At 66.7% G+C, this 16,109-nt stretch carries 14 protein-coding genes; 10 read left to right on the top strand and 4 right to left on the bottom strand.

What is annotated here, in order from left to right; genetic code table 11:
* Window positions 1-120: 120 nt before the first annotated feature.
* Both ABD301_RS26470 and ABD301_RS26465 read left to right on the top strand, forming a co-directional pair.
* Window positions 121-2,031 (top strand): primary-amine oxidase, encoded by a 1,911-nt coding sequence (locus tag ABD301_RS26470; protein ID WP_163569268.1) that lies wholly within the window; start codon window positions 121-123, stop codon window positions 2,029-2,031.
* Between the two features lie 100 nt (window positions 2,032-2,131).
* The gene (locus ABD301_RS26465) at window positions 2,132-3,001 is read left to right on the top strand and encodes an SAM-dependent methyltransferase (protein ID WP_344313146.1); all 870 of its coding nucleotides are present in this window, start codon (window positions 2,132-2,134) and stop codon (window positions 2,999-3,001) included.
* Here the strand turns inward: ABD301_RS26465 and ABD301_RS26460 are convergent.
* Window positions 2,985-3,857, bottom strand: coding sequence for an SDR family NAD(P)-dependent oxidoreductase (locus tag ABD301_RS26460; RefSeq protein ID WP_344313144.1), 873 nt, complete (start codon window positions 3,855-3,857; stop codon window positions 2,985-2,987). The two genes, ABD301_RS26465 and ABD301_RS26460, sit on opposite strands and share 17 nt — an antisense overlap.
* 79 nt (window positions 3,858-3,936) lie before the next feature.
* On the opposite strand from ABD301_RS26460, the gene ABD301_RS26455 reads away from it, so the two are divergent.
* Window positions 3,937-4,521, top strand: a complete 585-nt coding sequence (locus ABD301_RS26455) for a TetR/AcrR family transcriptional regulator (protein WP_163569264.1) — start codon at window positions 3,937-3,939, stop codon at window positions 4,519-4,521.
* On the opposite strand, the gene ABD301_RS26450 is transcribed toward ABD301_RS26455, so the two are convergent.
* A complete protein-coding gene (locus ABD301_RS26450) occupies window positions 4,496-5,584 on the bottom strand; it encodes a glycoside hydrolase family 88 protein (RefSeq protein ID WP_344313142.1) in 1,089 nt (362 codons plus the stop codon). The two genes, ABD301_RS26455 and ABD301_RS26450, sit on opposite strands and share 26 nt — an antisense overlap.
* A 323-nt stretch (window positions 5,585-5,907) precedes the next feature.
* Between ABD301_RS26450 and ABD301_RS26445 the strand changes: the two genes are divergently transcribed.
* The gene (locus ABD301_RS26445; RefSeq protein WP_344313141.1) at window positions 5,908-6,564 is read left to right on the top strand and encodes an LppU/SCO3897 family protein; all 657 of its coding nucleotides are present in this window, start codon (window positions 5,908-5,910) and stop codon (window positions 6,562-6,564) included.
* Between the two features lie 105 nt (window positions 6,565-6,669).
* The gene (locus ABD301_RS26440; protein WP_344313140.1) at window positions 6,670-8,082 is read left to right on the top strand and encodes an O-antigen ligase family protein; all 1,413 of its coding nucleotides are present in this window, start codon (window positions 6,670-6,672) and stop codon (window positions 8,080-8,082) included.
* On the opposite strand, the gene ABD301_RS26435 is transcribed toward ABD301_RS26440, so the two are convergent.
* The gene (locus ABD301_RS26435) at window positions 8,006-8,641 is read right to left on the bottom strand and encodes a helix-turn-helix transcriptional regulator (protein ID WP_344313139.1); all 636 of its coding nucleotides are present in this window, start codon (window positions 8,639-8,641) and stop codon (window positions 8,006-8,008) included. The genes ABD301_RS26440 and ABD301_RS26435 overlap by 77 nt on opposite strands.
* A 69-nt stretch (window positions 8,642-8,710) precedes the next feature.
* Here ABD301_RS26435 and ABD301_RS26430 point away from each other — a divergent pair, with 69 nt between their 5' ends.
* The gene (locus ABD301_RS26430) at window positions 8,711-9,181 is read left to right on the top strand and encodes a hypothetical protein (RefSeq protein WP_279579053.1); all 471 of its coding nucleotides are present in this window, start codon (window positions 8,711-8,713) and stop codon (window positions 9,179-9,181) included.
* 4 nt (window positions 9,182-9,185) lie between these two features.
* On the opposite strand, the gene ABD301_RS26425 is transcribed toward ABD301_RS26430, so the two are convergent.
* A complete protein-coding gene (locus ABD301_RS26425) occupies window positions 9,186-10,493 on the bottom strand; it encodes a Gfo/Idh/MocA family protein (RefSeq protein ID WP_344313138.1) in 1,308 nt (435 codons plus the stop codon).
* A 66-nt stretch (window positions 10,494-10,559) separates the two neighbouring features.
* On the opposite strand from ABD301_RS26425, the gene ABD301_RS26420 reads away from it, so the two are divergent.
* Genes ABD301_RS26420 through ABD301_RS26405 form a run of 4 tightly spaced genes read left to right on the top strand, consistent with a single transcriptional unit; the run spans window position 10,560 to window position 16,106 of the window.
* A complete protein-coding gene (locus tag ABD301_RS26420; RefSeq protein ID WP_344313137.1) occupies window positions 10,560-11,774 on the top strand; it encodes a hypothetical protein in 1,215 nt (404 codons plus the stop codon).
* Window positions 11,771-12,298, top strand: coding sequence for a hypothetical protein (locus tag ABD301_RS26415; protein ID WP_344313136.1), 528 nt, complete (start codon window positions 11,771-11,773; stop codon window positions 12,296-12,298). Before ABD301_RS26420 ends, ABD301_RS26415 begins: the two co-directional genes overlap by 4 nt.
* Complete coding sequence (locus ABD301_RS26410; RefSeq protein ID WP_163566887.1) at window positions 12,295-12,936, top strand: hypothetical protein; 642 nt, start codon at window positions 12,295-12,297, stop codon at window positions 12,934-12,936. The genes ABD301_RS26415 and ABD301_RS26410 overlap by 4 nt, the downstream gene beginning before the upstream one ends.
* Window positions 12,937-12,956: 20 nt before the next feature.
* On the top strand, window positions 12,957-16,106 hold the full coding sequence (locus tag ABD301_RS26405) for a coiled-coil domain-containing protein (RefSeq protein ID WP_344313135.1): 3,150 nt from the start codon (window positions 12,957-12,959) through the stop codon (window positions 16,104-16,106).
* Window positions 16,107-16,109: the final 3 nt, after the last annotated feature.

Genomic DNA, 16,109 nt, shown 5'->3' with positions numbered 1-16,109 from the left:
TGCCGCTTTCCGTCTTCCCGGCAGCCAGGTTGTGGCGAGCCCGTCGGCGTACGGTGAAGGCACTGCCGGATCCGGGCGGCCAAGTAGGCTGACGCAAACGTCGTGAAGAGGAGCTGAGAAGTGACGATCGTCGACGGGCTGGTGGCCGCCAGCCACCCACTGGACCGGGTCACGAAGGACGAGATTCGCCGGGTGAAGGAAGTCCTGGCCGAGGCCGGACTGCTCGGCGAGAGCGTGCGATATGCGTTCTGCGGTCCGGAGGAGCCGTCGAAGGCCGAGGTGCTGGCGTACGGCGAAGGGACCGAGCTGGACCGTCGGTTCCGGGTGCTGCTGCTGGACCTCGCGACCGGTGACTCGCACGACGTGCTCATCTCGGTCACTCGGTCCACAGTGGACAGTGCAATTCGGCTGGACACGGCCAAAACCGGTCAGCTGCCGATTATCGACAGTGAGTTCGAGCTGGTTGAGGAGGTCGTCGCGGGCGACCAACGGTGGGTGGACGCGCTGGCCAAGCGCGGGATCGACCCCGCGAGCGTACGAGCCGTGCCGTTGTCCGCCGGCGTCTACGACGAGCCGGACGAGACCGGCCGGCGGCTGCTGCGGACGATCGGTTTCCAGCAGTTCCACGAAAAAGACCACCCGTGGGCGCATCCGGTCGACGGTTTGTCAGCGTACGTGGACATGACCCGCAAGATCGTCACCAAAGTCATCGACCACCAGGTTTTCCCGGTGCCGGCCGAGCCGGGCAACTTCGACGACCCGGAGCAGGTCGGTCCGCTTCGTACGACCTTGAAACCGATCGAGATCACCCAGCCCGAAGGCCCCAGTTTCGCGGTCTCCGGCGGCGAGGTGAGCTGGCAGAACTGGCGGCTGCGGATCGGTTTCAACGAGCGCGAAGGCCTGACCCTGCACCAGATCTCCTTCGACGACCGGCCGATCGTCTACCGCGCGTCAATCGCCGAGATGGTCGTCCCGTACGCGGATCCGTCGCCGGTCCGGTTCTGGCAGAACTACTTCGATGCTGGCGAGTACATGTTTGGTCGCTACACCAACTCGCTCGAGCTAGGTTGCGACTGCTTGGGGGAGATTCACTACGAAGACGTGGTGATCGCCGACGACTTCGGTGAGCCGCAGACGCTGCGCAACGCGATCTGCATGCACGAGGAGGATTTCGGGGTGCTGTGGAAGCATTCCGATCTTTTCACCGGTTCCTCGGAAACCCGCCGGCAGCGCCGATTGGTGATTTCCTTCTTCACCACGGTCGGCAACTACGATTACGGCTTCTACTGGTATTTCTCCCTCGACGGTACGATTCAGTGCGAAGCCAAGGCGACCGGTGTGCCGTTCACGTCGGCCTTTCCGGGGGCCGGTCACCCGTACGCCACCGAGGTCGCGCCCGGTCTCGGCGCGCCGTTCCACCAGCATCTTTTCTCGGCCCGGCTGGACATGATGGTCGATGGCCTGACGAACGCGGTCGAAGAGGTCGAGGCCGTACGGGTCCCGGTCGGCCCGGACAATCCGTATGGGAACGCTTTCCGGGAGGCCCGGACGCGGCTGGAGCGGGAGTCGGACGCGCAGCGAATGGGTGACCAGAGCCGCGCGCGTACGTGGCAGATCGTGAATCCCGAGGTGCGGAACCGGTTCGGCCGGCCGGTCGGCTATGCGCTTTATCCGGAAGGCCTGCCGACGCTGCTCGCTGACGAGTCGTCGTCGATTCACCAGCGAGCGGCGTTTGCGACCAAGCATCTCTGGGTGACCGCGTACGACCCGGCCGAGCGTTATTCGGCCGGTGACTTCGTGAACCAGCACCCCGGTGGCGGCGGCCTGCCGGCATGGACTTCGGCTGACCGGCCGGTGGATGGCGCGGATGTGGTGCTGTGGCACACCTTCGGGCTGACGCACTTTCCGCGGCCGGAGGATTGGCCGATCATGCCGGTCGACTACGCGGGCTTCACTCTCAAGCCGATCGGTTTCTTCGACCGCAACCCGACCCTGGATGTGCCGCCCAGTAGCAACGGGCACTGCCACTGAAGGGCAATAGCTGAATAATCACATTGTGCCCGCCCAAATCGGACGCTAGCGTCGATAGTTAGGTATGCAAACTATCTGACGGTGGGGCGAGGTGGGCGCGATGGCGGCGCGGGTCGAGATGGCCGATGTCAGTTGGACGGCGCTGGGAGTGGCGGTGGGTCGCGCGGCCGAGGACGCGCGGCCCGACCCGCTGTTCCATGATCCGCTGGCCGCCGCCTTCGTCGCGGCCGGCGAGGCGCATGCGCCTTTTCCCAGTGGCGCGGCGGCCGATTCTCCGGATATCTGGCAACAGATGCAGGTGCTCATGGGCGAATATGTGAGCGTACGAACGAAGTTCTTCGACGACTACCTGCTGGCCGCGACCGCCGCCGGCTGCCGACAGGTGGTGCTGGTGGCGGCCGGGTTGGACGCCCGGGCGTACCGGCTGGACTTTCCCGCTGGCGTAAGGGTTTTCGAGCTCGACATGCCACCGGTCCTGCGGTTCAAGCAGCAGGTCATCGACGAGGTGGGCGCTCAGCCGCGCGGCGAGCGGATCGTGGTGGCGACGGACCTGCGCGAGGACTGGCCGACCGCGCTGCAGGCCGCCGGGCTGGATCCGGCCGTACCGACGGCGTGGCTCGCCGAGGGCCTCATCCCGTACTTGTCTCCGGCGGACAACGACCGGCTGATCTCCGGCATCACCGGACTGTCCGCGCCGGGCAGCCATCTTTCGGTGGAATACATCGACGCCGATTTCGCCAAGGTTCCGGACCTGATGCGCGATGTGGACCCGGAAATGACGAACTGGTTCGCTGATCTGTGGAAAGGCGGTGTCGGCAACGACCCGGTCAGCTGGCTGGCGGATCACGAGTGGCTCGCTCGTACGGCCGATCCAGCCGAGCTGAGTCGGCGCCATCACCGCGACCTGGCGCCACTTTTCGCCGGCACCGCGGGATTCACGCCGCCCCAGTTCATCACCGCCCAGCGCTGACCGAAAGGCCCACCAGCCGGGCACTCTCGTCCCACAGTCGGTCGCAGCGAGCCTTGTCGGTGGTGTGTGGGGCGGTGGGAACTTGCTTGCGTTTGACGAAGAACTTCCCGGTCACGCCAGCGACCTCGGGAGAGGTGGCCAACCACGCGGGGCTGTCGGCACCAGCGTCCACGCCCGGCATGAAGGGAGCGACAAGGCTGCTGAACACTCTCAGGGAGCCGCGGGCGTCTCGGGCCAGACCGGTTCCGCTGATGATGCCCGGATGGACACCGTTCACCTTGATCTGGCTGTCGGCGAGCCGGTCCGCGAGCGCGTAGACGAACATCGCGTTCATGTTCTTCGTCCGCCCGTACGCGGCGAACGGTCGGGCGCTGGGCAGCGGTCCGAGTCCGCGACCGGTGTGGCAGTCCAGATCGTCGAGATTCACCGGCGTACGGGCCAGCGCGGTCGGTGATGCTCCGACCACGATGAACCGCGCCGCCCGGTCGCCGATCGGTTTGACCAGCGAGCGCATCAACAAATAGGGCGCGAGATGGTTCGTCACCAGGGTCCGCTGCAGACCTTCGGAGGTGACGTCCCGAATCTCCGCGATCACTGCCGCGCAGCTGATCACCACGTCCGGCGGATTGTCGGCGGCCTGATCCGCCAGCGCTCGTACTTCGGAGAGCAGGGACAGATCCGCGCGTACGAGCCGGAGGTCGGCAGCCGGGTGGGTGCCGAGAATCCGTTGCCGTGCCTGCTCAAGTCGGCCTTGGCTGCGTCCGACCAGGTCAACGGTCATGCCGTTGGCGGCCAGTAGTCTCGCGATCTCCGCACCGATCCCGGAAGTCGCTCCGGTGATGACCGCCCGTTTCATATCATCGGTCCTCTCGTAGGTTGACAGCGTCAACCTAGCTCGCCAGGTTGACACTGTCAACCGGCGTTACGCTGCTCGCATGGCTCCTGGTACGCGTGACGCCCTGATCGAGGCGGCCGCCCATCTGCTCGATCAGGGTGGCGTCGACGCGGTGACCCTGCGCGAGGTCGGCCGCCGGGTCGGCGTCTCGCACAATGCCCCGTACAAACATTTCGCCAGCAAGGAGGCGTTGCTGGCGGCGGTCGCCGCGCGGGAGCTGGCGCGGCGAAGTGCGGTGCTGGCCGGCGCATCGGGGCCGCCCGAGGCCGTGCTGCGGGAAGCCACGCACGCATACGTCGAGTGGGCGAGCCGGTATCCGGCCCGTTTCAGGCTGGTTTTCGGTCCGTGGACGATCGAATCCAACGAGCTGGCGGCTGCCGCCGAAACCACCCAGGCCGCGCTGGTCGGGCTGGTCGCGGCGACCCAACGGGCCGGCGCGCTGCCGGCCGGCGATCCGGTCCGGTTGGCCTCGCTGATTCGATCGCTCGCCCATGGGGCGGCGGACCTCGCGGCGGCCGGCCACCTTGCCGCCGGCGGAAAGGGAAACGCGAGTCCGCGGCAGCTGGTCGACGACCTTTTCGGCTACCTGAGAGGTGCGGCTACGGAGCCTGGCAGGCCGGGGTGAGGGCAGCGATCCAGCGGCCGGCCTGCAGGAAGCCGCCGACGCCGTACGCGGCGGTGTCGGTGGCTTTCGCGGGCGGGCTGAACGGTCGAGCGGCGGGATTCTGGACGTAGCCAAGGAATCCGCTGGGCAGCAGGGCCTTGGACGTAAGTGCCTGCCACGCCTTCGTGGCGGCTGGTTCGTACGTGCGCGCGTCCAGGACGCCGGCCGAGACCCCCCAGGCGAGGCCGTACGTGAGCAGTGACGTGCCGGCGCTCTCCGGGCCGGGGGAGTCCAGCGGGTTGAGCAGATCGGTGTTCCAGAATCCGTCAGGGCGCTGGGTCAGCCGGATGGTGCCGGCCATTTTCCTGAAAACACGGAGATATTCGACCCGGCGTGGATCTGTGGACGGCAGCGCGGCGAGGACCTTCGCGAGCCCGGCGAAGGCTTCGCCGTTCGCTTGGGAAGAGAACGTGAACGACCCAGAGTCGTGTCTCCACAGCCCGACGGTCTCGTTGAAGAGCCCGCCACCGTCGACCTTTTCGGTGTAGTGGAACAGTTTCTGCATGGATGCGAGGATGGTGTTGTCGCTGTCCAGCACGCCGAGCCGGGCGAAGGACGGCATCGACCGGTTGATCGCCTCCGCCTGCCCCCAGTAGGTCGTCTTGCCCGTGCCGATCTCGGCGAGCACGTTGTTTCTGAGCGGGACCAGGTTTTCCGGTTCCGGGTGGAAATAGACGTGCAGGTCGAGGTACGCCTCGCCTACTGCCTGGGTGTCCGGGGCGAAGGGGTGGGACGGATCGCTGAGGATTGCGTAGCCGTTGGCATCGGCCCACGGCAGCGTGCGGTGGTTGGACTGCCCGGTGGCCAGCACGACGGCCAGGTTGCCGGTGTAGAAACTGCCGTTCTGCCAGGTGTTCGCGGCGAGTTCGGTGCCGTTGACGACCCAGTAGTTGGCCGCCGAGATCATCGCGTCGGTGACGGGACAGGGCAGCGGGGTGGCGCTCGCCGGGGAGGCTAACAACCCGCTGGCCAGGGTCGCCGTGACGGCCAGCAGGGCGGCGGTGCGGATTCGTCGAACGCGCATGCGCGGAACTCCTCGAAAGCCGAGCGGCCTGGTTTCACGGCTCGAAAAAAGGGTGTGCCGGGTCACTATGCGCACCTCGCGAGACTGTGTCAAGGACCGCGTTTTCCTTGTTCATACTGATGAAAGTTCACATCTGTGAAAGGGTTTGGATGGATCTGCCAGACCGCCGAACGGGCATTCCCGCGAAACCATGAGGGACCGTACGGCGCAAGGTGTTGCCCGATCGGCTGGCCGCTGGGGCGTTCGGCATCTTCGCCGGCCACGCCACACTGAATCGCCCGCCCAGTTGGTGCGGACAGACGTGACGGAGCCAGGAGCCCGGAGTGAGCCAGTACGACCCCCAGGGTGGTTACAACCCCTACCCGCAGAACCCCGGCGGCCAGCCGTACGGTGCTCCTACCCCGAATTCGGGTGTCCCGTACGGCTCCCCGCCGCCCAGCACTGGCGCTCCTTATGGCGCGCCGGCGCCCGGCGACCCTTACGGCGCTCCTGCCGCGCCCGGCACTGGCGCGCCGTACGGGACGCCGCCGGGTGGGCAGCCGTACGGCATGCCGCCAATGGGACCGCCGCCGAAACAGAAGCGCGGTGGCGGCGGCATCATCGCCGTCGTGGTGATCGGCGTCCTGGTGTTGGGCTGCCTCGGCGGCGCCAGCTACGGGGCGTACTACCTCTACACGTTGGCGAACAAGGCCACCTCAGCCGCCAGTTCGAACAGCCGGCCGGCCGCCGCCAACTCGCCGCGCAACAACCGGACCGGGGACGGCGACGAGGACCACCTGAAGGTCGGCCAATGCGTCACCACCCGGGACGAGGGTTCGGACTCGTATCTCGACCTGGCGCCGGGCTGCGGCAGTGGCACGTACAAGCTGGTCTCCCGCTATGACGGCACCACGGCCAAGAGCCTGTGCGACGACGACACGGACTACACGTATACGAACGAGGGCACGCCACCGTACGTGCTCTGCCTGAAATCGAATTGATCCACGGCATAGTTTCGGAGGGCCCATAACCTGATTGCCCACCTGGTGCGTCTCCTTTAAAGGCGCATCAAAGGGGATGGTCAGGTGGGGTTGCGGGCTCGGCGGGTGGAACTGACGCGGGCGGCGGGTACGACACTGCTGGTGCTGCTCGCCGCCCTTGTCCTCGATGTCCTGTTCGAAGGCTGGGTCCAACAGATTTTCGGCCATGCCGGACCAAGGGACGCCAAGGGGCAGCTGACCTGGGTGCTGGCCGGCTGGCCCAAGACTGTGAAGAGCGCGCTCTTCCTGGCCGTACTCGCCGTCACGCTGGCCAAGGTGGCACTGGACCGGAGTTGGCGTGACTTCGCCACCAAAACCGAGGCCGCGTTGGTCGCGCTGGCTATGGTGATGGTGGCCGCTGGTCTGTTCGGTGGTTGTGGTCCGGTCCTGATAGGACAGTCGCTGTTCGTCTATTTTCGTGGCGTAATCGTGTTTTTCGCTTGGCGGGCGCTGCGGCCGACGTGCCGCCAGCTCAAGCCGATAGTGATCGCCGTCGGGGTGATCGCGGTCCTCAACGCGTCGGTCGCGATGGCGGAGTTCGCCTTCGGTTTGCCGGTTTTCCGGGCGTTGGGCTGGACCGAGCTGACCTGGGCCCGGCTCGCGAGGGCCGACGGGTTCTTCAATCATCCCAACCATCTCGGCCATTTCTTGATGGTCGTGGACCTTGGATTGCTCTGTTGGTTCATGACACTTGAGCGGGTGTCCCGCAAATGGTGGCTGTTGTTCGGCTTCCTGGCTTTCGGCTTGTCCGCGACCCAGTCCCGTGAGTCCACGATCGGATTCGTCCTGGGCGCAGCGGTCATGTGGTGGTTCCGTCGCGGATCGGTGAAACCCGTCGTCATCGCCGCGGTCCTGGTTCTCGGATTCGCTGGCCTGCAGGTGGCTATCCCGAAGAACCAGGCGACCGTCGCCGACCGGCTCGCCGGCGTTTTCAACGCGATCGGCGGGGGTAAGCCAAAACCCAGCGGAAAGGACGATCCGGCCGCGAGCCGGCAGGAAACCCGGATCGTCTTTTTCAAGCAGGGCGCCGGGCTGTTGGTGAGACGGCCGCTGCTCGGTTACGGCGTCGGCCAGTTCGGTGGCACCGTCGCGTACCAGCACGACCCGTACTGGTACGACACCTTGGTAGACAACAAGCTGGACCCAGCCCACCCGGATTTCCCGCTGGCCGGTGCGCATCCCGACCAGGTCGACTCGTTCTGGCTGCATCTCACCGTGGAAACCGGCTTGCTGGGTCTCGCCTTCTATCTGCTTTGGCTCTATTTCCTGATTTCCCCGATCGTACGGGCACGGCAGCGCGACTCGTTGCTGCGATCGTGGGCTCCGGCACTCATCGCGGCCTCCGTGGTGATCGCGGTGTTGTCGCCCGCCCTGGAAGATCAGCTCTATCCGGTGTTGCTTTTCACCGTCCTGGGGTGGGCGTGGGCGGCACCTGGAGCCGGGTCGCCGCTGCCCGCAGCTCTTCCTCGCTCCAGGTAATGGATTTGTCGCGGAGCCCCGCCAGAACTTCGTCTATCCACCGCAGTTCCGCCTGGGTCAGCGCCCGCAGATACTCCGACTCCAACAGGGTGACCCGGGGGAGCTGAAAGCCTTCCAGGGCAGTGGTGAGCTCGGCGTCCCGTTCGGTCAGCTCCTGGATCAAAAGCTCGCGCCTTCGTTCGAAAAGGTCCGCTGCGGCCTCTGGAGTCAGCAGCGGCAGGAACGACAGTGCGGCGGGGAACTCCGGGAACTCGTTTCTGGGCGTGGACAGGATTTCGTCCATCCACTGCCGGGCGGCGGCTCGGCCGGCGTCGGTCAGCTCGTACGACGTCCGCTCCGGGTAGAGGTTGTCCCGGGTGGTCTCGCAGACCTTGATCAGCCGCGCCTCGGTCAGCCTGGCGATCATCTTGTAGAGGGTGGCGCGCTGCCCGACGTTGATCACCTGGTCCTTCCCCCATTCCTTGATCAGCTGCTGCATGCCGTACGGGTGCAGGGGGCCGGCCTCCAGAAGGCCGAGGATCGCCAGCGCCAGGGGTGAGCGCTTGAAGCTAGTGGTCATAGGACAAAGTTACACTAGTCACCGAACTGCTAGTTGCAATGCAACTAGTTTCTGTGTCACTATCTAGCCATGACAAACACAGAGAGCATCACCGCAGACGTTGTCCGCATCGCCGCAGACCACAACATGAGCAAGCACCTGGGAAACTGGACGACCGCGCGCAGCTTCGAGGTTCGAGCGCGTCGCGGCGCGGTGGTCATCGACCTGCGCTCGCCGGCCATCGCCGAGGGGGACATCGAGCTCGCCGTCGATATCGACCACAGCATGGTGAAACTGTTGCTGCCCAGCGACGCGACCGTCGATCAGTGGGGCATCGAGTGGACTGGCCGCGGCCGGATCAAGGATCTCGAAGGCGGCGGCGCTGGAGGTGGCCGCCGGGTGGTGATCACCGGCCGGATCCGCGGCGGGGAGATCCGCGTCAACCGCGGCGGGATCGCCATCCTGTCGGCGCTCTTCTCCCGCGAATTCGTGGCGGACGCGCTCCGGGCGCACCGGGAAGGCGCCATGACCACGATTGACGACCCCACCCGGGCGTTCTGACCACCTACCAGGAAATGTCCGTACCCAGATCGAGACCGGCGATCGTGATGGGCGTGCCGCTCGCGATGCTGTCGTTGGCCGCGATGCCAACAGCAACCGAGCGCACCCCGTCGCGATAGTCGGCGGCTCGGTGGAGTGGGTCGTCTCCAGGTCCCACGAAAATGTCCTTCAGCAGTTTGGCGTCGCCGCCACCGTGGGCGCTGCCGTCAGCCGGAATATCGATGTGCCGAGCCGATTCCCAGTGTTGTTGTACGACCAGTTTTTCGCCCTGTGGACGGGTGTCGGTGCCGACGACGCGGTCCGGGGTAGCGCTCGGATCCACGATGACGCGGCCATCGCTCACCACCGCCCCGCGTTCCACGACTGTCAGCTCGGCTCGGCCTCGGGTTCCGTTGACGGCGACTGTGTAGCCTTCCCAGGGGCTGTGTGCATTCAGTGCGTACGACATGGTCGCGCCGCTCGCGTAGTCGACGATGACGCACAGATTGTCCTCGATAGTGATGCCGTCGCTGAAAACGTCCTGGTCGCGGAGATAGCCGTCGTATTTCTCGTTTTCCAGGTAGAGCGAGCGCAGCTTCGGATCGGCGCGCATGTCCAGCATGAACGGGTCGCGGCTGGGTACGTCCACGCTTCCCCTCGCCGGCCTCGCGGCCAGGCCGCGCCCCATCGCGTTTTCGCTACCGTAGAACCGAAGACCGCCACTGGCGAAGACGCGGACCGGGGTGTCCTGGATCCACCAGTTCACCAGGTCGAAGTGGTGCGATGCTTTGTGTACGAGCAAACCGCCGGAATTCTTCTTCTCGCGATGCCAACGGCGAAAGTAGTCGGCGCCGTGCGCGGTGTCCAGGACCCACTCGAAATGAACCGAGGTGATTTTCCCGATGGCCCCGCTCGCGATGACCTCGCGAAGCGCGGAGTTTCTCGGTGAGTAGCGGTAGTTGAAGGTGACGATGATCGACCGGCCGGACTTCTCCCTTGCGGCGCCGATGCTTCGACAGCCTTCGGTGTCGATCGTCAATGGCTTCTCGACGATGACATCCGCACCGGCTTCGAGTGCGGCCACCACTGTCTGCGCGTGGGTGTGGTCAGGGCTGGTGACGATGACTCGGTCGACCCGCTCGTTCCTGACTATTTCCGCGACGGAGTCCGGTCCGTAAGTTGCCGCGCTGAGATGTCGTCCGTAGTAGTCGAGGCGCCCTCGGTTGCTGTCGGAGATGGCGACGAGGTCCGCGACGTCGCGGTGGACGGTGGTGCACGCGTCAACGTACATCTGAGCCCGGGATCCCAGGCCAATGATCGCGTACCGGGTCACGCCTTCTTTCTATCAAGAGCGCCCTGAGTAGTCCGATCGTGGGGGAGTCCCTAGAGTTGGGCAGTTGTGGAGTCCGATGAACCGAATCTGGACGGCTGGGCCGCCGAGGTCGCCGTCGTCGATGTCTACCGGCAGATCGTGTCGGTGTTGGGGCGTGGCGCGCGGTCGGTAATCACCGATCCGGCGATGTTCGACGTGGCGGAGACCCTCTTCGCGGCCTTCGCGGAGGCCGGCGAGCGGGGCCTCACAGTCGAGCAGATGCATGCGGCCTGCCGGCACTACCCGCGGGCCGTGGCCGAGGAGCGGGTACGGGTGTTGCGCGAGCTCAAGGCCATCCGACCGGCCTTCGAGAAGCCGAACGCGCGGGAGTTCCAGGCGTCCTTCACCGCGTACGTGTCGCTGCTGTTCGTCCAGCGGATGCTGCGTACCGGCGGGCAGGCGGAGCTGCATCAGCTGCTCGCGATCGAGCGGATCAATCTGGAGTCGCGGGACGCGACCGAGGGGGACGCGCGGCGGGTCGCGGCGGAGATCACCCGGGCTTTCCGGCTGCTGGCGAACGAGCTGGTCGGGCTGGCGGTCGGCGGCACGATCGAGTCGTTGCGGGAGCGGGCGCCGTTGCTGTGGAGCGCGGACGAGCTGATCACCCGCGCGACCGGCGTACACGGGCAGATCCTGGAGCGGTGGCCGTCGATGGGGCGGGCCTGCATGGAGATGCGGGCCGGCGTCGACGCGTACCGGGATGCTTCCCAGTCGGCTTCCGCGCGACTCGCGGACGACGCGGGTGCCACCCGCGCACTCGACCTGCTGCCGGTGGAGATGTGGAACTCGTTCGCGAAGCGAGCCACTGTACGAGAGTTGGCGGACGTGCTGGCCAACCACGTCTTTGACGCGCCGGCGGCGTGGCATGACGCGGTGGCGCTGGACGAGGCGTTGGCCACCACTGCCAAGCCGGTGCCGACGCGCATCCCGCCACCGCGTCCGGCGCTGCCCGACCGGCAGGCCGCCGAGGGTGCCGTACGCGTCGACGCGGACCTCGAGCGGCTGCGCGTACTGGCCGAGGATTTGCTTGGCGGCCGTGATGCCGTCAGCATTCCGGAAGTGTTGCGCGAGGTGGGGGACTGGACGACGGCTCGGCGGGTGTTCGCGGATCTGACCGCCGCGAGCAACAGCCCGGAGCTGGCGTACCGGATCGACTGGGAGGACACCGTGGAGCTGAGCGGCGTGGGTGCGGCGCACTGGATGACGCACGGCTGGTTCCGGCGGGCTGGGGCGGCCCGGTGACGCTGGACTCCGCGCTCTGGCTGGCCCGCGCCAGGGCCACCGGACCGCTGCTGGTGGACGCCGAGGAGCCGACTCCGCCGGGCCTGCGGCGGCTCCCGGAGCCCGGCTCCCAGAAGGCGTGGCTGATCGCTGGTACGCCCGACGACGTGACGCCGTCGGTGGTCAGCGAGCTGGGCCTGAGCCTGCTCACCGTCGACCAGCCGAACGAGACCAACCGGGTGCTGCTGTGTTGCCTGCGGTGCTGTTGGGGTGAGCAGTCGGACCGGCCCTGGCCAGGGATTCCGGCTTCTTTCGACGACATCCTGGATGTCGCCGGCCAGCTCGCGCCGGGCCGCTCGGCGGAGTCGACCCGGATCCTGACCGTCGGTGCGCTGCGGCGTTTGGCGACGCACCGCTGGCTGCTGCTGGACGAGCCGGCGAGTTCGGTCCGGCTCGGTCCCGCGGTCGCGCTGTGGCCGGAGTCCGACCTCGCCAGCCTGCGGGATCTGTGCCGGGACACGCCGGGGCCGCGGAGGCCCGAGTGACGGATCTGTACGCGCCGCTGCTGGACGCCCTGAGCGACCGGGAGCGGGATCAGGTGGTGGCCGCCTGGTCGGCCCTGGAATACAGCAGTGAGCCGGTGCCCGAGCTGCAGCTCGGTGCGTTGCGCGATGCCACCCTGCGCCAGCGGGTGGACGCACTGCTGGCGAAATCCGGTCGTACGCTCGTCTCGCTTGGCCCCGGTCTGTGGACTTCCGGTTATCGCGACGACATCGCCGAGCAACTGGTCGACCGTGGCTGGGGTGTGCTGCCGGAGCTGGACCGGGCGATCCTGACGATCATCCTGGTGCACTCGGTGGCGATTCCGCGATCGGAGGGGAAACTGCCACCCGGCACCTGGGTGTCGAATTTTCCCACTACTCCCACGCATTTGCGGCGAATCTCGCAGCTGGCCGGTGGTCGGCCGATGACCGACGCGCTGGCCAGGTTGCGCGGCGCCGGGTTGATCCAGATGGTCCGCGGCGCCGACCCGACCACCGAGGGTGCCTCGTACCAACCCGGTCCGCAGCTGCACCGGCTCACCCCGGCGGCCTCCCGCCGGCTGCAGGACGAGCTGATTCTCGCGGCCGGGCCGGCGACCCCGCTCGCCGCCGCCATCCGCGCCCGCCGTGGCACTCGTTAGTCTTTAACGGAAGGAAAATCTTGCCCGCAGCAGTGGCGCGTACGGATGACGGATACGACGATGACGTGGTCGGTGGCCGGGTCCTGGTCGGCCTGCAGACCGTACACATCTCCAGGCTGTCCATGCATCCGATCCCGATCAGCGCTGCCAGCCTGATCGCGGTCGCCGGTCAGGGGCCGAAGGATTCCAACGGTGCCGGCAAATCCTCGCTGATCGGTTCGGCGAGTTTCATCCACGCCGACGACCAGTGGCGGTTCAACTCCGGCGCCACCTCCGCGCTGGATCTGTTGTTCACCGCCGAAGACGCCGGCCAGGAAGGCCGGTGGTCGGACGCCAAGCATGGCTACATCATCGGTGTTTTCGCCGATCCAGCGGCAGACACCCTGCCGACCTTGCAGGACAGCGCGCTGACGGTGTGGATCCGGATCGACCGGGAACACAGCCCGCACGTGGTGTTCCGGTGGGCCGACGGGTTGAAGTTGCCGATCGGCCGCAGTGAGGCCGATCGGGAGAAGTCCGCCGACGAAACCTGGGCGACACTGCCAAAACGTGGCCGCCGGCGCGGTGACCTGTCGGCTCGCGAAATGCCTCGGGTGTTGTTCGGTGACCATGTCCGGTGCGTTTCGTTCCTTTCCACGTCCGTACGAGCCAGTGCCACCGCCAACTTGTTGGCGCAGCCGTTGAACGACTTGCCCGCGCACCGGATTTTCTCCGCGATCGCCGCGTTGACCGGGCTGGACCGGGAAATCGAGCAGGAGCGGGTCGGCCGGATCCGCGAGCACGAAGAGCAGCGCAAAGTCGCCCGGGCGGAGGAACTGCTGGGCGAGTGGGAAGAGCACGCGCGGGCTATCGAGGCGAGCATTGACGATCGCGACGAGGCCCGGGCCGCCGTCGTCGAGGCCGAGCGGGCCTGGCGGTCCCGGGTCGCGGTCGCTGTTACCAAGGCGTACGAAGAAAAACAGAGCCTCGACTTCACCATCGACCGGCTCGCCGACGAAATCACCGAGAAGAAGGACAAGATCCGGGAGATCTCGGCCCAGATCAACGAGGTTTCCAACGACGACGAGTTCCAGCAGAAGCAACGGCTGGTGATGGAAACCCACCGCGGTCTGACCGGCCGGGAGCGGTATCTGGAAAGCGAACTGGCCCGCCGGGACGACCGGATCGAGCAGGACCTGAAGAAGGCGGACACGCTCCAGGAAGTCGCCCGGGACGCGGACGGTCGCGAGGAGAAGGCCGCCCTCGTCGAGCTGGAAACCGCGGTCGCCGCCCAGCAAGACGCGGTGAAAGCCTGCGGAGTGGCCGAAAGTCGGGTCGCCGCTGCCGCTGTACGACTGCGCTCGGCGGAGGCTGGCGAGGACCTGGCGCAGCAGGAGCTGCACCTGCTCGCGACCGCCGGCATTGAGGCGATCGCGGTCGCTGACGCCGTCGGCGTGAGTGACGCCCAGCGGGCCCGCTGGGAGCCGATCCTCGCGCCCTACCGGCAGGCTGTCGTAGTGTCGACGGAAAACCTGGATGCGGCCGTACGAGCGTTGGTCGGCGAGCCGGGGTCCGTGGTTGTCCCGGCCAAGCCCGCGAAGGGCCGCAAACCCAAGGATGTGCCGGAAAGTACCGACCGCCGGTTCGACCTGTCCGGGTTTTTGGTGGCGCTGGCCGGACAGTACGAGCTGGGCGACGATCCGGAGCGGGTCACCGACATCGGCAGCGGCGCGGTGATCGTGGGTGGTTTCGCGGAGCCGACCACCGGCCGGGTGCAGCGTATCTCCCGCGCCGAGTTCGAGCTGGAGAATCTCCGGGACCTGTTGGTCGTTTCCGAGCAACGAAAATCCGCCGCCGACGTGGTCGTACGTGACGCCGAACGTCGGGTGCTTGGCTCCCGTGCTGCTGAGGAAGTCGCCACTATCCGAGAGGCGATCGAAACCAACCGGGTGGAGCGGGAGAAGATCTCCACCGAGCTGGCGGAAGTGCAGAGCAAGCTCGACGTGGCCGCCCGAGAGCGGGACAAGATGGTCGGCGACGCGGCTACCCGGAACGGGATCGTCGACAACCTGCTCAAGGAGCGGGACCGGTTTTCCCGGGACGTCACCACAATGCAGGACCAGCGCGGTGAGTTGGAAGCGCAGCGCGCGCAAACACAGCTGGGGGAGTTGCTCACCGAATGGGGCCACACCCTCGATGAGGCGCACACGTATGTGCTGTCGCTGGAAGAATCGCACCAGACGTGGAGCGAGAACGACTGGTGGTTGGAAGCCGACCGGCAGATGTCCACCGCGATCGCGAAATGCTTCCCGGACCGCGGCGACGCTGCATCACCAGACAATGTGGTGCCCAGTGAGCTGCGGAATCTGTTCCAGCAATACCACGGACATGGCGCCGGCCGGGCCGCGCAGGCTCGGCAGGCGTTTCCGGCGCTGCGCACGGCGGTCGCCGGTTACCTGCGCCAGCAGGAAACTTTCGACGGGCACCAGCGCCGGCAGATCGGTACCGAGCGTACCGACCGGCACAAGGACCTGGAAGGCGCCCGGCTCGGCCACGGCCAGGCAACGCAGGCGGCCGGCGCCTATCGATCGTCGCTCGCCGACGCGATCAAGAACCGGCTGAAGTCAGTGTCCGACGAGTTTGACCGGATCGACCGCAAATACGGCGGGTACGGCGCTTCTTTGCATTATCCGGTGCCAGAAGCGCCGAGCGACCCGACGCAGCCCTGGACCTGGGAGGTCACTCCGCAATGGCGCCGCGCGGAGGGAAAGCGGCTGATCGCGTACAACCGGCGCGGCAACACCGCCCAGATGGATGAAAAAGCCGTCAAGTTGGTCTGTGCGGCGGCGATGGCGGGTGCGCAAGACCGGCCCTTGACGCTGATTCTGGACGAGCTGGGCCGGAACCTGGGCAAGCAGCACCGGCGGGAGGCGGTGTCGCTGCTCGGCCAGATTGGGGCGGACAGCGGGATCACCGTGATCGGCGCGCTGCAGGACGACATGGAGCGCTATGCCATCGACGCCTGCGGGCAATACATCAAACTGCGCCGCAGTTCGGACTCCATGCCGTACAACGAGCAGCCCGTCATCATTGGTTACGAACCGCGGGCGGCGCGGCTGGAACTGCTGCGCGGGTGGCTCACCGGCAATGGCTACGTGGATCGCGACGAGGAATCCCACGCTGCGGGATAATGT

The sequence above is a fragment of the Fodinicola feengrottensis genome, assembly GCF_039530045.1.
GTDB classification, from domain to species: Bacteria; Actinomycetota; Actinomycetes; order Mycobacteriales; family HKI-0501; genus Fodinicola; species Fodinicola feengrottensis.
Note: the sequence above shows the minus strand (reverse complement) of the source record. Positions and strands in the feature narration are given on the sequence as shown.